This is a genomic window from Brevundimonas sp. ALps5 (genome assembly GCF_058681645.1).
The window spans coordinates 2,782,695-2,804,647 of the sequence record NZ_CM178744.1 but is presented as its reverse complement, the minus strand read 5'-3'; the positions used below and the strand labels follow the sequence as shown (position 1 = coordinate 2,804,647).

At 70.4% G+C, this 21,953-nt stretch carries 10 protein-coding genes; 4 read left to right on the top strand and 6 right to left on the bottom strand.

The window, feature by feature from the left end; genetic code table 11:
* Positions 1–67 precede the first annotated feature (67 nt).
* The gene (locus ACW172_RS13360) at positions 68–2,314 is read left to right on the top strand and encodes a CHASE2 domain-containing protein (protein ID WP_492031933.1); all 2,247 of its coding nucleotides are present in this window, start codon (positions 68–70) and stop codon (positions 2,312–2,314) included.
* Between the two features lie 9 nt (positions 2,315–2,323).
* On the opposite strand, the gene trhA is transcribed toward ACW172_RS13360, so the two are convergent.
* A complete protein-coding gene (trhA, locus tag ACW172_RS13355; protein WP_492031932.1) occupies positions 2,324–3,001 on the bottom strand; it encodes a PAQR family membrane homeostasis protein TrhA in 678 nt (225 codons plus the stop codon).
* A gap of 288 nt (positions 3,002–3,289) precedes the next feature.
* Here trhA and ACW172_RS13350 point away from each other — a divergent pair, with 288 nt between their 5' ends.
* A complete protein-coding gene (locus tag ACW172_RS13350; RefSeq protein ID WP_492031931.1) occupies positions 3,290–6,229 on the top strand; it encodes a TonB-dependent receptor domain-containing protein in 2,940 nt (979 codons plus the stop codon).
* Positions 6,230–6,326: 97 nt separating this feature from the next.
* On the opposite strand, the gene ACW172_RS13345 is transcribed toward ACW172_RS13350, so the two are convergent.
* Positions 6,327–9,755: an autotransporter outer membrane beta-barrel domain-containing protein gene (locus ACW172_RS13345; RefSeq protein WP_492031930.1), complete on the bottom strand. Its 3,429-nt coding sequence runs from the start codon at positions 9,753–9,755 to the stop codon at positions 6,327–6,329.
* A gap of 581 nt (positions 9,756–10,336) precedes the next feature.
* On the opposite strand from ACW172_RS13345, the gene ACW172_RS13340 reads away from it, so the two are divergent.
* On the top strand, positions 10,337–14,128 hold the full coding sequence (locus ACW172_RS13340) for a LamG-like jellyroll fold domain-containing protein (RefSeq protein ID WP_492031929.1): 3,792 nt from the start codon (positions 10,337–10,339) through the stop codon (positions 14,126–14,128).
* Positions 14,129–14,199: 71 nt separating this feature from the next.
* Positions 14,200–15,834, top strand: a complete 1,635-nt coding sequence (locus tag ACW172_RS13335; RefSeq protein ID WP_492031928.1) for a TldD/PmbA family protein — start codon at positions 14,200–14,202, stop codon at positions 15,832–15,834.
* A 150-nt stretch (positions 15,835–15,984) separates the two neighbouring features.
* Here ACW172_RS13335 and ACW172_RS13330 read toward each other — a convergent pair whose 3' ends face one another.
* The 4 genes from ACW172_RS13330 to ACW172_RS13315 are packed head-to-tail and all read right to left on the bottom strand — an operon-like array spanning position 15,985 to position 21,939.
* Positions 15,985–17,799 carry a hypothetical protein gene (locus tag ACW172_RS13330; RefSeq protein ID WP_492031927.1) on the bottom strand — a complete coding sequence of 605 codons (1,815 nt, stop codon included), beginning with the start codon at positions 17,797–17,799 and terminating at the stop codon, positions 15,985–15,987.
* Complete coding sequence (locus ACW172_RS13325; RefSeq protein ID WP_492031926.1) at positions 17,796–19,910, bottom strand: DUF4175 family protein; 2,115 nt, start codon at positions 19,908–19,910, stop codon at positions 17,796–17,798. The genes ACW172_RS13330 and ACW172_RS13325 overlap by 4 nt, the downstream gene beginning before the upstream one ends.
* Positions 19,907–21,058 carry a BatA domain-containing protein gene (locus ACW172_RS13320; RefSeq protein ID WP_492031925.1) on the bottom strand — a complete coding sequence of 384 codons (1,152 nt, stop codon included), beginning with the start codon at positions 21,056–21,058 and terminating at the stop codon, positions 19,907–19,909. Before ACW172_RS13320 ends, ACW172_RS13325 begins: the two co-directional genes overlap by 4 nt.
* Positions 21,055–21,939, bottom strand: coding sequence for a DUF58 domain-containing protein (locus ACW172_RS13315; protein ID WP_492031924.1), 885 nt, complete (start codon positions 21,937–21,939; stop codon positions 21,055–21,057). The genes ACW172_RS13320 and ACW172_RS13315 overlap by 4 nt, the downstream gene beginning before the upstream one ends.
* Between the last annotated feature and the right edge of the window lie 14 nt (positions 21,940–21,953).

Genomic DNA, 21,953 nt, shown 5'->3' with positions numbered 1-21,953 from the left:
CGCCCGATGGCGCGACGCCATCCGGCGTCGGCTGGCCGACCGGCGCACCCTGACCGAATGGCTGGTCGTGGGTCTGGGCCTGTCGGTGCTGGTCGTCTGGCTTTCGCTGGGATCAGGCACACGCCGGGCCGACAACTGGATCTACGACGCCCTGCTGAATCTCAATCCGGGCCAGTCGAGCGAACAGGTCGTCGTGGTCGCCATCGACAACCGCAGCATCCAGACGCTCGGCCGCTGGCCCTGGAGCCGGACCCTGCACACCCAGGCCCTCGACCGGCTGACCGAGGCGGGCGCGGCCTCCATCGGCTATGACGTCCTGTTCGCCGAGCCCGAGCCGGGCGCTGACGACGCCCTGATCGCCGCCCTGAACCGCAATCGCCGCACCTGGCTGGCCGAGCTGCTGCAGGAGCCGGGCGAGAACGGCGCTCCCTTCTCCGTGGTCGAGCCGACGCCCGAACTGGCCGCCGCCGCCGCCGGCCTCGGCCATGTCGACCTGACGCCCGATCCCGACGGGGTGGTGCGCCGCCTGCCTCTCTTCATGGGCGCCGGAGCCGAGACCTGGCCCCATATGACGGCGCGGATGCGGACGGCGACCGGCGGCGCCCTCCCCTCGTCACAGGCCGCGCCTCACGCCACCACAACCCCCTGGCTGACCCCGCTCAACTCGACCCTGATCCGCTATCGCGGCCCGCCCGGCTCGGTGCGCACCGTCTCCTTCGTCGACCTGATCAATGGAGAGGTCCCGGCCGCCTTCCTGAAGGACAAACAGGTGCTGATCGGCATGACCGCCGACGGTCTCGGCGACCGCTTCGCCACCCCCGTTTCACCCCACGGCGAGCTGCGTCCCGGGGTCGAGATCCAGGCGGCCCTGCTCGACACCCTGATCCGCGGCGACGCCCTGCGCGCCGTTCCGCCCGCCCTGCTGGCTCTCCTGTCGCTGATCCCCCTCTGGGGCCTGATGGCCGCCTTCCTGATGCTCAGGCCGGCGATCAGCCTGGCGGCGGGCGTCGGAGCGATCGTCGCCGTCTTCGCCGTCTCGGCCCTGGCCTTCCTCGCCGGGATCTGGCTGGCGCCCGTGGCGGCCGTCGTCGGCGTCGCCCTGGCCTGGCCCCTGTGGAGCTGGCGCCGGCTCGAGGCGGCCTCGGCCTATATGCAGGCTGAGATCGAGGCCTTCCGCGCCGACGGCCCCTGGCTCTCCGACCTCGCCGGTGACAGGGCGCGCGGCGACCACATCGACCGTCAGGCCGGGGTGCTCAAGGCCGCCCTGACCCGCCTGCGCGAACTGAGCGCCCTGATCTCGGACACCCTGCGCAGCCTGCCCGACGCGACACTGGTCATCGACGACACGGGCCGGGTGCTGCTGGCCAACACCCGGGCCTCGGCCCTGTTCGAACAGGACGCCACCCTCGCAGGTTCGGACATCGACTCCCTGTTCGCCCGCATCGGCGCCGAGCCGCTGGAGACGCTTCTGGCCCGCGACGGGACCGCGCGCGAGATCCGCACCCCGACCGGCGAGGTGTTCAAGCTGGACGAGGCCCGGCTGGACCTCGGCCGCGACAGCCGGCCCGGCGGCATCGTCCGGCTGGCCGACGTCACCGCCATCCGCGTCGCCGAACGCCAGCGCGAACAGGCGCTGCAACTGCTCAGCCACGACATGCGCTCGCCGCAGGTCTCGATCCTGACCCTGCTGGCCGAGCCGCCCCCGCGCGACGCCGCCTTCGACCGCCGGGTCGGCGACTACGCCCGCCGGACCCTGGCCATGGCCGAGAGCTACGTCCAGCTGGCCCGCGCCGAGTCCCGCGTGCTGGACCGCCGCGAGCTGGATCTTGGCCAGAGCCTGATCGAGGCCGCCGACGGCCTGTGGCCCCAGGCCAATGCGCGCGGCGTGACCATCCTGACGCCCGACGACGAGGACGAGCGGCTGGTCATGGGCGACCCGGTCCTGATCGGCCGGGCCCTGGTCAATCTGATCGACAACGCCCTGAAGTACGGCCCCGAGGGCGGCGAGGTGACCTGCACGCTCGACACCGTCGAGGTCGGCGACCGCCGCTTCCATCTGTGCGTGGTTCAGGACCAGGGCCCGGGCTTCCCGCCCGACCAGTCCGAACAGCTGTTCGAGGCCTTCCACCAGACCGCCGAGGCCCGACCAGGCATCGGCCTGGGCCTCGCCTTCGTGCGCATCGTCGCCGAACGGCACGGCGGCTGGGTCAAGGCCGAGTCACCGCCCGGCGAAGGCGCGCGCTTCACCCTGGCGCTTCCAGACGCCGGAATGGCCGATTCAGGATCGGCCGCCCACCTGACCGAGGCTGCCTGACCCTCGGGTCTAGTGGCTGGTCGCCAGCACTACGCCGACCAGGACGGCGGCCCAGTGCACGCTGGCGGCGGCGACCACATGGCCGTGCCAGACGGCGCGGAACCAGCCCAGCTTCTTGCGCACATAGAAGACCGCGCCGGACATATAGAGGGCCCCGCCGATGGCCAGCAGCAGCAGGGCGATCCAGGACCCGTGGGCGACCATGGGCTTGAAGGCGATGACCACCAGCCAGCTCAGGGCGACATAGATCACGACCCACAGCGTCTTGCCCACGCCCGGCAGGAACAGCTTGCCCAGAGCGCCCAGGGTAGCGAGCCCCCAGACGGCGCCCGTCATGGCCCAGGCCCAGGCGCCGGTCAGGTTGTGGGTCGTGAACGGGGTGTAGGAGCCCGCGATCATCAGAAAGATGCCCGCATGGTCCAGCCGCCGCAGCAGCGGCCGCCATTGCGGCTTGGCGAAGTTGTAGGCGGTCGAGAAGCCCAGCATGGCCAGCATGCCCAGGGCATAGACGCTGACCGCGACCACCAGCCCCAGATCGCCCCGCGCCACCGACAGGCCCAGCAGCACGCCGCCGCCGAACAGGGCGAAGGCCAGACCCGAGATATGCACGATCAGGTCCGCGCACTTGGCGCGCGACGTCGGATAGTGCCTCGGCGGGAACGGGGGCTTGAACGGCGTCTCGGTCATGACCGTAGTCTAGCACGATCTCGCGCGCGGCCTATCCGGGTCTTCGCCTGATGGGGGTGGACCTCACCACCCCACAGCGTGACCTATTCGCGACAGACAGTCCGGATACAGAGCCTGACAGCAATTATGTATTCGAATTTAGAAAAGTCCAAAGCTAGCCATATATTTGGCAAGCAAAGAAACGTCTTTGTTTTCCGTAATGTTATCTAACTTCTGTTCTATTACATAACGGAAACATTGAACACGAAATCTTGCCCTTGTTTTCAGGAACCACAGGGGATGTTACCGATGCGAAACACTTCAATTCACGCCCGCCTCCTGGCGAGCACCTTCCTGGTGGGGGCCAGCCTCGCGGCCGCTCCCGCCTTCGCTCAAGATGCGGGGCCGGCCGACCAGGTCGAGGAGGTCGTGGTCACCGGCTCGCGGATCCCGCAGGCCAATCTGACCACCACAAGCCCGGTGACCCAGGTCACGGCCGAGGACATCGCCGTCACCGGCGTGACCCGGGTCGAGGACCTGATCACCCAGCTGCCCCAGGCCTTCGCCTCGCAGAACTCGACCGTGTCGAACGGCGCCTCGGGCACGGCGACCGTCTCGCTGCGCAACCTCGGCGCCTCGCGCACCCTGGTCCTGATCGACGGCCGGCGCATGGGCTACGGCTCGCCGAACGACGTCGCCGCCGACCTGAACCAGATCCCGGGCGCCCTGGTGCAACGGGTCGAGGTCCTGACCGGCGGCGCCTCGGCTGTCTACGGCTCGGACGCGGTCGCCGGCGTGGTCAACTTCATCATGAAGAAGGACTTCGAGGGCATCCAGATCGACGCCAAGTACGGCTTCTATCAGCACCACAACGACTATGACGGCGTCGGCAACGTCCGCCAGGCCATCGCCGCGCGCGCCGCGACCAACGCCTCCCAGTTCCAGCTGCCGGACGACAACGTCTCCGACGGCGAGAGCCGCGAGGTCACCTTGACGATGGGCGTCTCCGCCCCGGACGGCAAAGGCAATCTGACCGCCTACGCCAGCTACCGGAACAACAACGAGGTGCTCCAGGCCAACCGCGACTACTCGGCCTGTACGATCGCCGCGCCGTCGAGCAGCGATCCCTCGACCTACACCTGCGGCGGCTCCAGCACCTCCTATCCCGGGCGCTTCATCGCCTCGACCGGCAGCTACACCCTCGGCGCCGGCCAGACCTTCGTGCCCTACAGCACCAGCACCAACGCCTACAACTACGGCCCGCTGAACTACTATCAGCGCCCGGATGAGCGCTGGTCTCTGGGCGCCATGGGGCACTATGAGATCAACGAGCACGCCGAGGCCTACGCCCAGCTGATGTTCACCGACTACTCGTCGGTGGCCCAGATCGCGCCGTCGGGCGACTTCTTCAACACCACCACGATCAACTGCGACAACCCGCTGTTGTCGACGCAGCAGGCGACCACGATCGGCTGTTCGTCGGCGGCCATCGCCTCGGGCGACTCGGTCTCGCTCCTGATTGGCCGACGCAACGTCGAAGGCGGCGGGCGTCAGGACTCGCTGAACTACGAGAGCTACCGCACGGTCACCGGGGTGCGCGGCCTGATCACCGACGGCTGGACCTATGACGTCAGCGCCCAGTTCTCGCGGGTGCGGCTGTCGCGGGTCTATGAGAACGACTTCTCGGTCACCCGTCTGAACCGCGCGCTGGACGTGGTCAGCGTCAACGGCGTGGCCACCTGTCGCTCGGTCGTCGACGGCTCGGACCCCAACTGCGTGCCCTACGACGTCTTCTCCGAAGGCGGGGTGACCCAGGCGGCGCTCGACTATCTGCAGATCCCGCTGATCCAGACCGGCGAGACCACCCAGCAGGTCGTCACCGCCGCCGTCACCGGCGACCTGACCAAGTACGGCGTCCAGTCGCCCTGGGCCGCCGACGGCGTCAAGCTGGCCTTCGGCCTGGAGTATCGCCGCGACGCGCTGAGCAGCACCACGGACGCCGCCTTCGCCTCAGGCGACGGCGCCGGCCAGGGCGGCCCGACCATCGGCGTCAGCGGCTCGGTCGATGTGCTCGACACCTTCGGCGAGATCCAGATCCCGCTGGTCGACAACCTGCCGGGCATCTACTCGGCCTCGCTGAACGGCGCCTTCCGCCATTCGGAGTACGCCGCCCTGTCGACCGACACCTATACGGTCGGCGCCGACTACGCCCCGATCGCGGACCTGCGACTGCGCACCAGCTACTCGCGCGCCGTCCGGGCTCCGAACGTGCTGGAGCTCTATTCGGCGCAGGGCCTGGGCCTGTTCAACCTGGACGCCGACCCCTGCGGGACCGCCAGGACCGCGACCCTGGCCCAGTGCGTCGCCACCGGCATGGACTCTTCCGACTACGGCAGCTCGCTGCTCGACAACTCGGCGAGCCAGTACAACCAGGTCACCGGCGGCAACCCCGATCTGGACACGGAGACGGCCGACACCCTGACCCTGGGCGTCGTCTGGACGCCCAGCTTCGTCCCGGGCTTCAACCTGTCGCTCGACTACTTCGACATCACGGTCGACGGCCTGATCTCGACGGTGGGTGCGGCCAACACCCTGGACCTCTGCTACGACGACAATGACGCGGCCGCCTGTAGCCGGATCCACCGCGACGCCGACACCGGCTCCCTGTGGCTGGGCGACGGCTATGTCGAGAACCTCAGCCTCAACATCGGCGGACTGAAGACCTCGGGCATCGACGTCAACGCCAACTACGGCTTCGACCTGGGCGACGTCGGCCTGCCGACCTGGGGCAAGGTCTCCATGGCCTTCGTCGGCACCTGGCTGAGCACCCTGGAGACCGACACCGGCACCCAGACGGCCAGCTCGGTCTATGACTGCGTGGGCTACTTCGGCTCCGACCAGTGCGGCACGCCGAACCCCGGATGGCGTCACCGCGCCCGGGTGACCTGGTCGACGCCCTGGCCGGTCGAGATCTCCGGGACGTGGCGCTACTACAGCGCGGTCGACTACGGCTCGAGCCTGACCGGCAAGGTCGACGGGTCGCTGGACTCGACCCTGGAGGCCATGAACTACTTCGACCTGGCCGCCTCCTGGGACGTGCGTGACAACGTCACGGCCCGCGTGGGGATCAACAACGTCCTCGACACCGACCCGCCGCTGACCACCGTCGGCTCGAACGGCAACACCTATCCCCAGCTCTACGACGCACTGGGGCGCTATATGTTCATCAGCCTGACCGCCAACTTCTAGGTCCAGGCCAGACAGAACTGAGGCGGCCGTCCCTCGCGGGGCGGCCGCCTTTCGTTTGGCCGCCTGTTGCCTGGCTCAGGAGGCCCTCGGGGAGAAGTCAGAAGCGGAAGGTGGCCTGGAGCAGCAGGCTGTAGCGGACGTAGTCCTCCAGCAGCTGGGCGTCGCCCGAGATGCGGAAGGAGCCCAGATCGTTGGCGACCGTCAGGCCGAGGCCGGCGATCGGCCCGCCGCCCTCGACCAGGTCGCTGATCAGGCTGAACTCCGAGCCGCCCGAGGCGTAGCGGGCGATGGTCTCGCCGCCGTCCGAGGCGAGGATCTGCTTCCAGCCGAGCTTGAGCTCGGGCCGGATGAAGCCGTCCTGACCGAAGCCGTAGCCGATCCGCACCGCCGCCGTGGCGCTGGAGATCGAGCCCTCGCGACCGTCGACGATCAGATCGAAGGCGTCGCCGCCGCCGCTCTCGGTGCGCGAGCCCTCGGTCAGGCTGAAGGTCTCGGCATAGACCTCGGGCCTCAGGCTCAGCCGGCCGAAGCGGTGCTCATAGGCCAGGCCCGCCGCCGCGGAGAGGGTATAGCCGTTCCAGTCGGCGGTGTTGGACAGGTAGACGTCGTCGCCGACCAGCGTCCGCGTGGACCTGAAGGTCGCATAGCCCGCCGCCGCCCGGGCCCAGCCGGTCCAGCCATGACCTTGCGCGCGCCAGTAGGCGCCCAGCTCGATCAGGCTGGCCGACAGCACCTCCTCGGCCTCGGACTCGGGGTCCTCGATGTCGGATGAGGTCATGGCCAGGGAGACGCCGAGCGCCCCGACCTTCGAGACCTTCTCGATCCCTCCCGCGACGGCGAAGCCCTCGGTCCGGTAGCCGTAGCTCTCGGTCTTGGCCTTGTCGGCGTAGACGTTGATCTCCTGCATCCAGCCGCTGGTGGTCCCGACCTCCGCCGAGTTGTTGCGGTTGGCCAGGGCCTGGGTCACGGCGTCCACGCCGCCGGCCAGGGACATCAGGGTCCCGCCCGAATGGTCCGGCAGGGTCTGCTCGTACAGGTTCATGAAGTCGGCGCGGTCGGTGGTCGCCAGGAAGGCGTCCATGACGTCCGTGTCCCGGCTCAGCGCCGAGTAGAAGGCGTCGTAGGCCGAGGCCTCATTGGTCGACAGCGCCATCTCGGCCGTGGTCCGGCGGCGGACGTCGACATAGACCTGACCCGCCGTGGCATCGGCCCCGAAGTCGGCGACGACCATATAGGGGGTGCTGCCGGTCAGGTCGTTGCCCGAGACATTGCCCCAGGTCAGGCTGCCGGCGGTCACCAGGGTGAAGCGCTCCGGGTCCTCGATCAGGGAGGTCAGGTGGAGACTGAGGATCGAGCCGTCGGCGAAGCTCGCCGCGCCCGAGACGGTGAAGCCGCCCGCCGTGTGGGTCAGGGGATCGACGTTGGCGACCAGCTCGCCGCCCTCCCCCACGCTGAGGGAGGTGATGTTCAGGGCCGTGGTCTGGCGGGCGTCCAGGACAGCGTCGGCGATCGAGATGTCCAGCCGGCCGTCCGTATCCGACAGGACGCCGGTGTAGCTGGAGCCGCCGCTCATCAGGAAGGCGTCCGCCCCGTCGCCGAAGCTGATGTCGCCCACGACCACGCCGTTCTGGATGTCGACGGTGTCGTCGCCCGAGCCCAGCAGGATGGCCCCGTAGATGTAGGGCTCGTCGGAGTCATAGACCCCATCGTTGTCGTCATCGTTGTCGTCGGTGTCCTGGGCGTCGGGCACGCCGTCGCCGTCGTCGTCGGTGTCGACGTCGTCATAGATCCCGTCGCCGTCGGTATCGATGAAGCGGTTGTCGGTCAGGGCGCCCTTCTGGGTGATGGTCACGCCCGAGGTGTTGGCTGACAGGTCGATGGCGATCTCGCGGCCCGTCTCGACCTCGTTGTCGGCGTCGGTGTCGTCGTCGTCGGTGTCGCTGACCGAGTCGGTCGAGACGATGTTGCCGTAGATGGTCCCGGTGTTGGTGAGGCTGGTCAGGGTCCCGGAGAGGTCGCGGATCGCGACCGCGTCGCCCGCCTCGCCGTAGATGACGCCCAGGATCTGGCCGTTGTTGACCAGAGAGGAGAGGATGGCGTCCTGGTCGATCTGGATGGCCGTGGCGACGTCCGTTCCCTCGGTGGTCGCCGAGCCGGTGATGGCGCCGTTGTTGATCAGGGTGGCGACGTCGGCGCCGGCGGCCAGATGGACGGCCATGGCGTCGGCGCCGACCGAGCTGCCGACGATGGTCCCGTCGTTGCGGATGCCGCCCTCGATCAGGGTGGTTCCGCCGCCCAGGCCGCCGATCTGGAGCGCGGTCGTGACCACGTCGTCATAGACGCCGTAGGCCGCCACCGAGCCCTGGTTGATCAGGCCCCAGGCGTCGTCGCCGGTCCCGACCGCGCCGATGGTCACGTCCGCCGTGCCCGATCCGATCAGCAGGGCCGGAGCGCCGCCGTAGCTGGCCAGCGAGGCCGTACCCTCGCTGGCATCGAGGATGCCGTCGCCGTCGCGGTCGGTGTCGTCGGCGTTGATCACGCCGTCGCCGTCGTCGTCCTCATTGCCGTTGGTGACCCCGTCCTTGTCGTCGTCGCCGTCCTCGCCGTCGGGATCGAGGTACGTCGGCGCCGTGCCCAGCAGGATGCCGCCGGCGACGTCGGCCTTGACCTGGACGGCCGCCCCGCCCTGCAGCAGGTCGTCGGCGTCAAGGTCCTCAAGGTAGAGGGTGTCGGCGGAGAGCTTGATGGCCGCCGCCACGTCGGCGTCCAGCTCCGTCAGGGAGGTGGGGCTGGAAGTGTAGCGATAGCCGGTGCTGGTGATCGAGGACTGGATGTCCAGCCGACCGGACACCGCGCCCTCGACCGACAGGCCGACCGCGTTGGCGCCGGTGACCGAGATCGAGCCCGTCGGCAGGTCGACATTGCCCGAGACGGCGCCCTGGAGCCGGACGCCGTAGCTGTCGTCCCCGACCACGGAGACGGCGCCGTAGAGGCCGATATCGCCGATCAGGTCGGTCTCCAGCGACAGGCCGTAGCTGTCATTGCCGTAGACGGCGATGGAGCCCGTGTCCTCCAGCGTGATGTCGCCGGTGCGGGCGTCGGGGCCGGTGACGCGGACGCCGTAGCGGCCCGTCCCCTCGGCGAAGGGGCCGTCGATGTCGCCGTCGTCGTCCTCGTCCTCGGCGGTGTAGTCCTCGGTGATGGAAACGGACCCGCCGAGGGTCAGGTCGCCCGTCAGCCCGCCCTTGAGCAGGACGCCGGTGACGTCGTCGGTGGCGTCCGACAGGGTGATGGCGGAGCCGCTCTCGAGCACGATGGCGTTGCTACTATCGCCGGTCAGGGCCGTTCCGGTGGCGACGGCGATGGAGCCGCCGTCGGCGATGGTCAGGTCGGCGGCCGCGCCGCCGTTGACCGTCGAGGTCAGGACGGGGGCCGTGCGGTCGCCGGAGATGGTGACCTGGGCCTCGGCGGCCGAGGCCAGCACCAGGGGCGCGAGCGCCACCGCCGTGGCGAGTCTGGAAAGCATGGTCTGAAGGCCCCGCCGACTGAGAGAAGGGCCTGTTTCCGGGCGGCGGATGGCGATTGCGGGACGCCATTGTTGCCGCTTCGACGCCCTGGAGACGAGGCGGGGCGCGGACGGAAAAACATGCGGCCGGAGTGCGGCGAAGGTTTCGTCGGGGTCACGCTTTGCACTCGAAAAAAAGGCGGGTGCAAAAAGTGCAATGCCGAAAGTCAGGTGGGAGATTTTGCCTTCATCGCGTTGATTTAAAATGATCATTTTTCGGCGGATTCGTTGCACTCGCGTGCACACCGAGTGCAAGGGCGTGCACGCGGCGAGATGTCGGGATGGCGATGTCAAAGACCGGGTCGACGCGCAGTATAGGGCGCCCGGGAGGCATGGGCGCCCAATTGGCCCTGGAATTCGGCAAGCGGCTGAGGCGACGAGGCTTTTCCTCCGAAGGGGCGCCAGGTTGAGCCGCCCCGAGACGGGACCACCCCCTGCGACATTCTGTCCAGCTGAAACAATTTGAGGGAAGACACCGGTGTCAGGACAGGGCTAGTGTCCGCCGGCAGCCGACGCAGAGCGGCAGGCCCTGGGAGTGTTTCATGTCTGTCGTTCAACGGGCGGTCGCCGCCCTTCTCGCCGCCGGCGCCGCCATGGCCGCCGCCTCCCTCGCCCAGGCGCAGACCCCTGCCCCGCGCCCCGACGGCCTGCTGTTCCATCTGACGGCCGACAGCTCGCTCACCGCCGACTACGCCGCGGGTCAGGCCGGGCCGACCTTCGCCGACAAGCTGGCCTTGAAGCCGTCGGGCGGCGCCGAGGGCGGATACATCGAGGGCACGGACGACCAGGCGCTGGCCTATCGCGCGGCGGGCAACATCTTCGCCCAGCGCGGCACGGTCGCCTTCGACTGGCGCTCGCGCTACCCGGTCGGGCCCACGCCCTTCGTCCTGTTCCGCGTCGGATACGCCGACCATTCCAGCTGGGACATGGCCTTCCTGCGCATCGACTGGAACGGGCACGGCTTCGACGCCTTCGTCACCGACAACAACCTCGCCCGCGTGCGGGTGTCCTATGAGCTGCCGGCCAACCCGGCGCCCGACCACTGGATGCACATCGCCTTCAGCTGGGACGAGACCGGCGGCGTGGTCCTCTATGTCGACGGCAAGAAAGTCGCGGCGACCACGACCCCGGCGGTGCTGGACGCGGCGCTGGACCAGTTCGGCATCGCCTCGCGCATCGTGGCGCCGATCCAGGTGCACAGCCGCTACAGCTTCACGCGCGGCTCCGACTATGACGACCTGAGGGTCTATGACCACGCCCTGTCTGAGGCCGAGGCCGCTGCGCTCGTGACGGCCGCCGCCGCGCCGGCGCCGGTCGCTCCGGCGGGGGACTGGCAGGCGGCGTGGAACAAAAGGTTCGGCTTCGATCAGGGCTCGGCGCCCTATCTGGCCGATCCGGTCACCCGCATCCGCCGCGTCGAGTTCACCGACCAGCGCGACATCGCCCAGCGCATGTGGAAGGGCAATGACGGTATCCGTGAGACGACCTGGCCGGGCGTCTACAACCGCTCGCGCCTGGCGGGGCGGAACGACTATTTCACCCTGCCGGACTGGAACGTCTATTCGATGGGCGGCAAGTCGTCGACCTGGTTCCTGCCCGACGAACCGTGGAACCAGATCGAGATCCAGGGCGCGGCCTATGGCCGTCTGGCGGCGGTGGACGCCCGCATCGAGGCGGGCCAGGCGGTCGACGCTTCGGCGCCGCAGACGCTGACCGAGCGGCCGCGCGGGGCAGAGCGCACCACGACCCGGGTCGCGGGCCATGAGGGCGGCGCGGTGCGCTTCACCAACATCGCCCAGGAAACGCCCATTCAGGAGATCGGCGTCTACAACGTCACGGCGGGCGCGATACCGGACAGCATCGGCGAATACGCCTACACGGTGCGCGCGGGCGTTGAACCCAGCTATGTGGCGACCGACAAACTCTCGGACTTCATCGCCGGCCGCTATCCGGCCGAGGAACGCGACACCCTCGCCGCCCTGCCCTCCAGCGCCCCGACGACGGCGAGGAAGACGGCCCTGAGCGGCGACCGGCCGATCGCCCACGTCCTGATCCCCATCGACTTCCGGCGCGGGCGCGCGGGCGGGCCGCTGGTGCGCAACGTCCCGACCCTGAGCTTCCAGGAGGCCGGCGGGCTGGACGGCATCGTCCTGACCATCCCGGCGCTGAAGGCGACGCCGGGCGCGGACGGGCTGATCTCGCTGAACATCCGGGTCAAGGACCCGCTGTGGCCGCTGCGCGACCTGCTGGACGTCAATGTGGCGGTCAAGCCGGGCGAGGCGCGCACCGTCTTCCTCGACACCCGCGACCGCATCCTCGACGACGACGACAGCCTGTATTTCACCGTCGCGGCCTCCAGCCCCGACTTCCACGCCTCGGACCTCGACGGCATGGGGGTGAAGATGATCTTCAAGACCCGCGAGGCCGCGCGCGCCGAGCACGTCGCCGACCGTCTGGCCCAGATCAAGGACAGCTACGGCTTCCTGGTCGAGGAACGGCAGATCACGCGCGACCTCGGCCTGTTCGACCAATTCTATCTGGACCTGACCGACCTGCTGCGGGTCGACCCGGAGAACGTCGAGGGCCGGGCCTACTGGAGCGAGTGGAACGCGTCCCAGCCCCTGCCCGCCTTCACCCAGCCGACGCCGCCCGCCGGCGTGCCCCTGTGGGCCTTCCGTCAGACGGAGGACCTGAAGCTGGTCAAACAGTTCATCGACTGGTGGATCGACAACCGGCAGGTCGATGGCGAATTCGGCGGCGGCATTTCGGACGACACCGACCTGACCAACCAGTGGGTCGGTCCGGCCCTGATGGGGGTCGAGCCCGACCGGCTGACCGCCTCGCTGGAGGCCCTGATCGAGGCCAGCCACCGCAACGGCATGTGGACCAACGGTCTGGGCACCATCCAGACCGACGAACTGCACACCTATGAGGAGGGTATCAACGCCATCAGCCAGTCGGCCCTGCTCAACCGCGGCGATCCGAGAACGCTGGAGCGGCTGATGGCCACGGCGCGGCGTTATGGCGAACTGACCCAGGTCAATGCGGCCGGGCATCGCCACATCATCTCCAGCTACTATTCCGGCTCGCACTTCGCGCGGGATACGCCGTGGGACTGGTCCAAGGCGCAGAGCTATCTGGTGCTGCATCCGGGCATGGCCCTGGTCGACTACAATGGCTCGCCGAAGCTGCGCGGCCTGTTGCTGGAACTGGCCGACGGCTTCCTGGCCCACGGCAAGACCGCCGGCGGGGTGACCGTCTGGCCCGCCGACATCAACTGGACCACCGATGCGGATCGCGGCACGGGCCTGAGCCCGACCAATATGCTGCTGTGGGCCTCGTACCGCTGGAGCGGCGATGCGAAATATCTGGCGCCGATGGGCGAGCCGGGGTCGCCGGGCTGGTCGGGCGTCAACAGCGACGTGGCCCGTGATCTGGGCCGGCCGGAGCTGGACCAGCGCTATGTGACGGCGGCGGCCAAGACCGGCGCGTCCTCCGACGCCCTGACCATCGCGGCGGCGGAGACGGGCGACCGCAGCTTCCTCGAGCGGCTCTATGCCGACGACATCCAGTTCGCCTCGGTGCGGATGAAGATGCAGACCGAGGATCACTGGTGGACCGACCGGGTCGAGCTGCCCAGCGACCAGCTGCAGCGCGCGCGTCTGGGCGGGGTCGCCCATGTGCGCAACCGCATCGTGCCGGGGCACCGGATCAGCTGGCGGTTCGAGAACCCGGATGACGCCCTGAAGGTCGCGGTGCTGGTGCGCGAACCGGCGCAGACCGGCTTCCGCGTCGTGGTCTGGAACCTGGCCGCGACGCCGGTGAAGGCCGAGATCGGCGGGGCCGAGGTGACGCCGGGAACCTGGCGGGTGACGCAAGGGTCGGACGCGAACGGCGACGACCGTCCGGATGCGGGCCAGACCTCGACGGTGGCCTTTGGTCCGGGTCAGGCCGTGCCGGTGACCCTGCCGCCGGGCGCCAGCGTGATCGAGTTCGCCATGACCGAAGCCGGTCCGGCGATGTCGACGCGGCCCGACGTGGGCATCGGCGCAGACGATCTGGTCAGGCGCGGCGGGCGGCTGTCGGTGACGGTGCACGGCCTCGGCGCCGTCGCCTCTCCGGCCGGTCGCGTGGTGCTGGAAGGCCCGGACGGGGCGGTGCTGGCCACGGCCCGCTTCGGCGCCCTGGCCGCGCCCGACGACCTGATGCCCAAGACCGAGACGGTCAGGCTGAACGTGCCGCGCAGCGCGCCGGCGGGGACCTCGGTGCGGCTGATCCTCGACGGCGAGCCGCTGGAGATCAGCGCGAGCAACAATCGGCGTCCGCTGCCGTAAAGGCGCTCCGGAAGGTTTGACCGGGGCGTCTGCAGCGGCGAAGGTGGCGGAGTAGAATCCGGAGAACCGCCTTGGACAGACGCGCCTTCCTGACCGCCTGCGGCATCGGCGCCGGCGGCCTGTTGCTGCCCGGCTTTGCCGGCCGTGCGATCGCCGCCGAGGAGCTGGGCGACACGCTCGACATCGCGATCAAGAAGCGGCTGGCCGACGCGGCGATGTCGACGGCGAAGGCGGCCGGCGCGACCTATTGCGACGTGCGGGTCGGCAGGTATCTGAACCAGTTCGTCATGACGCGCGAAGCCAATGTCGAGAACGTCGTCAACACCGAGAGCTCGGGCGTGGGCGTGCGGGTCATCGCCGACGGCGCCTGGGGCTTCGCCGCCACGAATGAGCTGACCGCCGAGGCCGTCGTGAACGCCGCGAAGCTGGCCACCGCCATCGCCAAGGCCAACGCCACAAGCCAGACCGCCCCGGTCCAGCTGGCCCCGACGCCCGGCGTCGGCGAGGTGTCGTGGCGCACCCCGATCCGCCGCAACGGCATGACCGTGCCGATCGAGGAGAAGATCGACCTGCTGATGGGGGTCAATTCGGCCGCCATGGGCGCGGGCGCCAGCTTCGTCGCCTCGCGCCTGTTCCTGGTGAACGAGCAGAAGTATTTCGCCTCGACCGACGGGTCGTACATCGATCAGGACGTGCACCGCATCTGGGCGCCGTTCACGGTCACCGCCGTCGACAAGACGACCGGCAAGTTCCGCACCCGCGACGGCCTCTCCTCCCCCATGGGGCTGGGCTATGAGTATCTGGACGGCAACGGGATCGACAAGACGGCCCTGCCGAACGGCCTGATCGCCTATGGCAAGTCCTATGACATGCGCGAGGACGCGGTCGCCGCGACGGCCCAGGCGAAGGAGAAGCTGACCGCCGCCTCGGTCCAGCCGGGCAAGTACGATCTGGTGCTGGACCCCAACCACCTCGGCCTGACCATCCACGAGTCGGTCGGCCACCCGCTCGAGCTCGACCGGGTGCTGGGCTATGAGGCCAACTATGCGGGCACCAGCTTCGCGACCATCGACAAGCGCGACGCCCACTTCAAATACGGCAGCGAGGTCGTCAACATCGTCGCCGACAAGACCCAGGTCGGCAGCCTGGGCGCCGTCGGCTATGACGACGAGGGCGTGGCCGCCAAGCGTTGGGATCTGATCAGGGACGGCGTCCTGGTCGACTATCAGGCGACGCGGGATCAGGCGCACCTGCTGGGCAAGACCGAGAGCGACGGCTGCTCCTATGCCGACAGCTGGTCGACGGTGCAGTTCCAGCGGATGCCGAACGTCTCCCTGCAGCCCGGCAAGGTGAAGATGAGCGCCGAGGACATGGTCTCGAACGTCGAGAACGGGATCTACATCCTGGGCCGCGGCTCCTATTCGATCGACCAGCAGCGCTACAACGCCCAGTTCGGCGGCCAGCTCTTCTACGAGATCAAGAACGGGGCGATCACCCGGCCGCTCGCCGACGTCGCCTACCAGATGCGCACGCCCGAGTTCTGGGCCTCGTGCGCGGCGACCTGCGACGAGAGCGACTACCGGATGTTCGGATCGTTCTTCGACGGCAAGGGCCAGCCGAGCCAGGTCTCGGCCGTCAGCCACGGCTCGGCGACGACCCGGTTCAACGGGATCAATGTGATCAGTACGGCAAGATCGCTGGGGTAGGACGCGCGCACCGCCCCGTCATCCTCGGGCTCGTCCCGAGGACCCATGGCGGGATTCAGCGCGGACGGCATCGCATTGAGATGCGCGTTCCCCATCGCTCGTCCGATTGCGCGGAACCGTGGGTCCTCGGGACGAGCCCGAGGATGACGGTTATTGGGGTTCGGGTTTGGGCACGGCCCGGCCGAGGTTCGAGCGCTCGAACCACCACAGACCTGCGCCCGCCAACAGCCATGCCAGCAGCCAGGGCCAGGCCGGTCCGGGCTGGGTGCGGCCCTCGCCCGTCGCGGCGGCCACGGGCGTGCGACCCAGCATCATCGTGGCGTCGCGGTCGCGGGCGGCCTTAACGCCCGGCAGGCGGTCGGCGGGCTGGACGTAGAGCGGCGAGACCCGTTCGGCGTTGTTGGCTCCGACCGTGCGCAGCAGATGCCAACCGGAGGACGCGGGCCACAGACCGGCGCAGCCGCCAGCCGCCGTGTCGGGGATCAGGGTCGTGACGGCGCCGTCGGGGGCCTGGACGCGGGCGTTGGGGGACAGACCGCACAGGGTCAGGCGGTCGCCGACCCAGGCGGGGCCGGTGACGACGGGGGCGCCCGCCGAGGGTCGGGCCACGGTCGCGAGCATGCCGCTCCACCAGTCGCCATAGAGGGCGCTGTGGCCGGTCAGGGTCAGGCCGTAGCTGTCGATGCCGGTGAAGACCGCGACGCGGCCGAGGCCGACCGCGCGCCAGGCCGAGAGCGTCGAACCGCCCGCATCCCGGATCAGGGGCACGGCGTCGGCGCCGCCGGGGACGGCGGCCAGACGGCTGAGTTCGGGGATGACCGGCTCTCCGCCGAGATCGGCGTCAGCCGGGGCGTCGGCGCTGCCGATGCCCGAGCGGGTGCGGGCGATGGCGGCGTCGGCGGCGGGCGGCAGGGCGATGGGGCTGAGGGCGTCGGGGCCGTTGAGCGCGAAGCCCAGCGACCGCCAGGAGGCCCGGCCGCCGCCGTCCAGCGGGCCGCTGGTGCGCAGGACCAGACCCAGACCGTCGCGGACGGCCGCCAGAACGGCCGGACGGGCGCCGGGCCAGCTGCGGTCGTCGATCACGGCGACGTCGAACTGGCGTAGGGTCGCCGGGTTAAGGGCGATGGCGGGATCGCCGAGCTGGATGCCGCCGCCCGCGCTCATCTGGGTGTTGACGGTGAAGCCGGCGTCCGTTGCCCAGCGGCGCAGATATTTGACCTCGGGACCGGGGGCGCCGGCGAGGATCAGCAGGCGGGGCGCGGTCTCGGCGTCGACGCGGATGGGGACGTCGGCCTGTTCGACGACCTTGCCGCCGGCGTCCTTGAGACGCAGGCCGAAGGTGACGAGGCCCGCCGCGCGGGCCGTGCCGGAGACGGTGAAGCGGCCGTCGGCGTCGGCCGTCTGGCTGTCGGTGACGCGGCCGGCGGGATCGACCAGTTCGACGACGGCGCCCGGCAGGCCCGCGACCTGACCGCCCGTCTGGAAGCGCATGCCCGGGGCGACGCGCGCGGGCGGGGTCAGGGAGATCAGGCCGGGGCGCGGCGCCGTGGGGGTGAAGTCGACGGCGAGGCCGCTCGCCGCATCGCGGTCGCGCGCGGTCAGGCCGTCGCCGAGGACGCGGATGCGGCGGACGTCGGGATACTGGCGCAAGGCCGTGCCGAGGTCGGGGGCGCGCTCGACGCCGGGGACGGCGGCCTCAGGCAGGGCGACGATCTGGCCGCCCGAGGCGGCGGCCGTGCGCGGGGCGTTGGCGGTGAGCACGGTCAGGGTCCCGCCCGCGACCGGCAGGGCCGGCGGGAAGAGGCCGAGGAACAGCAGGGCCGCCCAGACCGGCTGGAGGCCCATGAGGAGCGCGAACCGCCAGAGCGGGGATGCAGGGGCGCCGCGACGCCACAGGACCAGCCGCACCCAGGCGGCGAGGACGGCGGCGGTCAGGATCAGGGCGAGGATGAGCTTCGGACTCATTGGCCGCCCCCGATCGCATTGAGGTAGCGGGCGCCGGCGGCGTCGGCGGGGCGGCGGCGGTCGAGACCGGCGGGCGGCCGGGCCATGGCGGTCCACAACAGGGCGCGCAGCTGCCGGCGGCACTCGGTGCAGGCGGGATCGCGACGCACGGCGTCGACGGCGCCCGAAAGGGACAGGGGGTCGGGCAGGCGTGCGGAATTGGCGCTGATCCAGCGTTCCAGGGCGTCGAGGGCGATGGGGCCGCGCACGGCCTCAGGGCCCTGCCCCAGGGCGCGCCAGGCGTCGGCGGCGGGGCCATCGCCGGTCTCGACGGGGGCGACGGCGAGGGCGGCCCCGGTGATGCCCTCACGCTTGCCGGTCATGCGGCGGCTGGCGTCGATGGGCGGTAGCTCCGGGCCGACGCGGTTGAGGAAGATGCGGGTGGCGCGCTGAACCTCCTTGATGAACTCCAGCGCCTTGTTGGCGTGCGGCAGGGCGAGGTCGGGACGGCCCTGCTTCAGCTCCCGTTCGGACAGCCACATCTCGTCCACCGCCTGTTTGAGGATGGCGCGGGTCTGGGGGTCGAGGCTGGAGGCCTCGGACTCGTCGTGGGGGTGGCCGAACTCGGCCAAAACGTCCTCGGGGCCGCCGAAGGTCGGGGTGCGAGTCGCGGGAGCGCCGTGGTCGTGGCCGTCTCCGTCGCTGTGCGCAGCGCCGTCGCTGGTCGGGAGTTCGGGCTCGCCCTCCTGCTCGCCGCCCAGGAATTTGGAGTAGCGGCCGCGCAGGATCTGCTGGTCGTTGCCGATGACCGTGGAGCGCTCGAGATACGTATCGTCCGACAGGCGGCGGCGCTGGGTCAGGAGCCGCTCGGCGTCGATGATGATCTGGCGCTGGCTGCGGAAATAGGCCGGGAGGGTGGTGTTGACCATGCCGTCCAGCCCCGAGCTCTCGGCCTTCTTCGGCGAGGGCCAGCGCAGGATCAGGCTGGGGCCGCGCACGACCTGGGGGCCGGGCGCGCGCTGATCCGAGACGATCAGTTGGACGACCATGTCGCTGCCCGGGCCGAAGCCGAGGGCTGTGAAGTCGAGGCGCGGCGAGAAGCGGCGGTCGCGGGCGGGGCCGGAGCCCGCAAGCGCGATCTCGCGCTCGGAGAAGGTGACGTTCTCGCCCTCGCCGATGGCCAGGGTGATCCGCAGCCGGGCGGTCGGGGCGACGCCGTAGTCGTCGGTCGCGGCGAAGACCGGGCTCCAGCCGCGCTGGCCGGAGGTGACGAGGGTGAGGCTCTCGGTCGGGGACAGGACCTTCACCGAAGGGGGCGTGTCGGCGATGGCGTCGATGCGGTGAAGCGGGGGGGTCTGAGTGCGCCCGGGAGCGGGATCGATGCGGTAGAGGAAGGAGGTCTCCAGCGTGCGGCTGGCCACCCAGTGGTCGCCGGAACGGGTCAGGCTGAGGGGGGCGCCGCCCAGCATGACCATGGCCGGGACCTGGGCCTGCGGGTCGAACTTCAGGGTCCATTCGAGGCGGGAGCCTTGGGGAGCGCGGGCGTCGAGCTTCGCTTCATCGCGCATCGGCAGGCCGGTGTAGGCGGGCGGATAGATGCGCAGGTTCTGGCCGACCAGGGCGGGGACGCCGGGCGCGGCCTGTCCCTCGGCGGCGGGCGACAGGGTGACGGGCTTGTCGGCGCCGCGCGGCCAGACGGCGACCGCGACCACGGCGATCAGGGCGACGGCCCAGAGGATCAGGATGGGGCGGTGCGACCAGTCGGCGACGAGGGCTTGCGGCGAGCCGGTGTTGATGCGCTCCAGCAGGCGGGCGCGCTGGAGGCGTTGCAGGACGCCGAGGCCATCGGGGTCGGCGAAGAGGAGTTCGGCGCTGTCCTCCATGTCCGGGCGGACGCCGTCGAGCCGATGCGTCAGCCACAGCCGGTCGAAGCGGGCGGCGCGGCGCAGGGCGAGGACGGCGATGACGGCGGCGGCAATGGCGAGGATGACGAGACCCGCCACGCGGCCTGCCAGCGCCCAGCCGAGGGCGGCGATCAGGATGGCGACCGGGGCGGCCAGCAGCAGGTCGTTGAGCAGGCCACGACGACGGGCGGGGCCGGTCCAGTGGGAGATGAGGCTTGCGGGGCTCACGGGATGGCTCCGCGTGAACGGCGCGTGGCCAGCCAGCGCTCGCCGAGCAGCAGCAGGCCGATCAGGACGGCGAGCCAGGGCTTGAGGTCGAGCGGGGCGGGGTCGAAGGCGCGCACCCCCGTCAGGGGGGCGTAGTCGGCGGCGGCGACGCGGGCGGGCTGGACGGCGGGGCCGGTGAGCGCTGCGCGGAGGTGCAGGGGGAAGTCGGCCTGAAGCAGTTCGGGGGTTTCCGACGGCGTCAGGGGGCGGGTGAAGCGCAGCAGGCGGCCGGCGCCGAGGGCCTGCGCCTCGATCACAGAACGGTCGAGGGCGTCGCGCCAGACGGTCGCGCGGGGACCTTCGGGGACGGCGGCGTCGGAAGAGACGAGAGCGGTTCCGCCGGCCTCGATCCACTGGATGACGCCCGGCGGCAGGGTCCCGGCGCCGAGGCGGATCAGGGTGCGGTCGCGGTTGGGAACGGCGGCGTCGAGGGGACCCTCTTCACCGTCCGGACGGTGTCCGGCGGGCTGCCAGGACGACGCCGCGGCGCGGAGGTAGCGGACGGCGTCGGCGTGGTCGGCGTCGACGCGGACCGACAGGGGCGGGATGGCGGCAGGCGTGGGTGCGCGGGCGGCCATGGTTCCGGGGACGACATGCCAGGCCACCGGGCGGGACAGACGGGGGCGCTCGGCGTCGGCGCCCTGAAGCACCTGCGGAACGATCACGGTCAGGGGGGCGCCGGGCGGCAGTTGGGCGTCGAGCTGGCGGATCAGGCTGGCGACGGGGGCCGAAGCGGTGGGACGCGGCGTCTTCAGATCGGGGAAGCCGGGAGCGAGCCAGTAGCCCCTGCCCTCCCCGACGACGGCTTCAGCCTGTGCAGCCTCCGCGCCGGGGACGACGGCGACATAGGCCGTCTTGTCGCCCGCGCCGAACAGGACCGGGCGGGCGAACCAGAGGGCGACGAGGGCCAAGAGGATCAGGCGCAGGATCAGCAGCGGCCATTCGTCGAAGCGCAGGCGCGAGCACGGACGTGGCTTCTGACGCAGCCAGCGCAGGGCGGCGAAGTCGGTCGGCAGTTGCTCGCTGCGCCGGGCGATGTGGATGACCAGTGGGACGATCAAGGCGGCGAGCGCGGCCAGACCCAGCGGCAGGAGAAGCGCCGGGCTCATGAGTATTCGGCCGCGTCGTGGGCGCCGAACAGACGGCGCAGCGGCAGGTCGACGGGCTGGCCCAGCACATGTTCGGCGCGGCGGATGCCGACGGCGTCAAGGCGGGCGTGGAGGGCGGCGCGGGCCTCTCCGAACCGGCGCAGGAACTCGGCGCGCAGGGCCGGGGCGTCGCCGAGCAGCTCCTCCCCCGTCTCCGGATCGCGGAAGCGGTAGCCGCCGGTGAAGGCGAAGTCCTTTTCGCCGACGGTCAGCATCTCGACGACCAGAACCTCGCGCCCGGCGGCGGCCAGGGTCTCGGCCAGATCGATGACGCCGAGGTCGAAACAGTCGCTGAGAATGACGACCAGATCGTGGGCCCCGATCCGCTCCCAGACCGGGCTCAGCTGGTCCTCGCGCGCGAAGCCGCCGGCGGGCTTGAGCGGCAGGAGCTCCAGGGTCAGGCGGTCGCGCTGGCGCAGGCCCGTGGCAGGGGGCAGCAGGCGCAGACCCTGGTCGCTGAGCGCCATCCAGCCGAAGCGGTCGCCCTGCTGCATCGCCAGTTCGGCGAGGGAAGCGGTCAGGGACTTGGCGGCGTCGAAGCGGGTGGTGCTCCCCTCGGCCTGGCCCATCGAGGCCGAGGCGTCCATCAGGATCCAGACGGCGACCGGGCTCTCGCGCTCGGCCTCGCGGACGAAGAACTTGTCCGAGCGGGCGTAGAGCTTCCAGTCGATCTGGCGCAGTTCGTCGCCGCGCTCATAGGCCCGGTACTGGGCGAACTCGAGCCCCGCGCCACGGCTGTGGCTCTGGTGCAGGCCGAGGCCGTGCGACCCCACCGCCCGACGCGTGATCAGGCGCAAGGCTTTGAGCCGGCTCCGCACGTCTGGAGGAATGAGGTCGGTCACGCCACGAGGTCCTG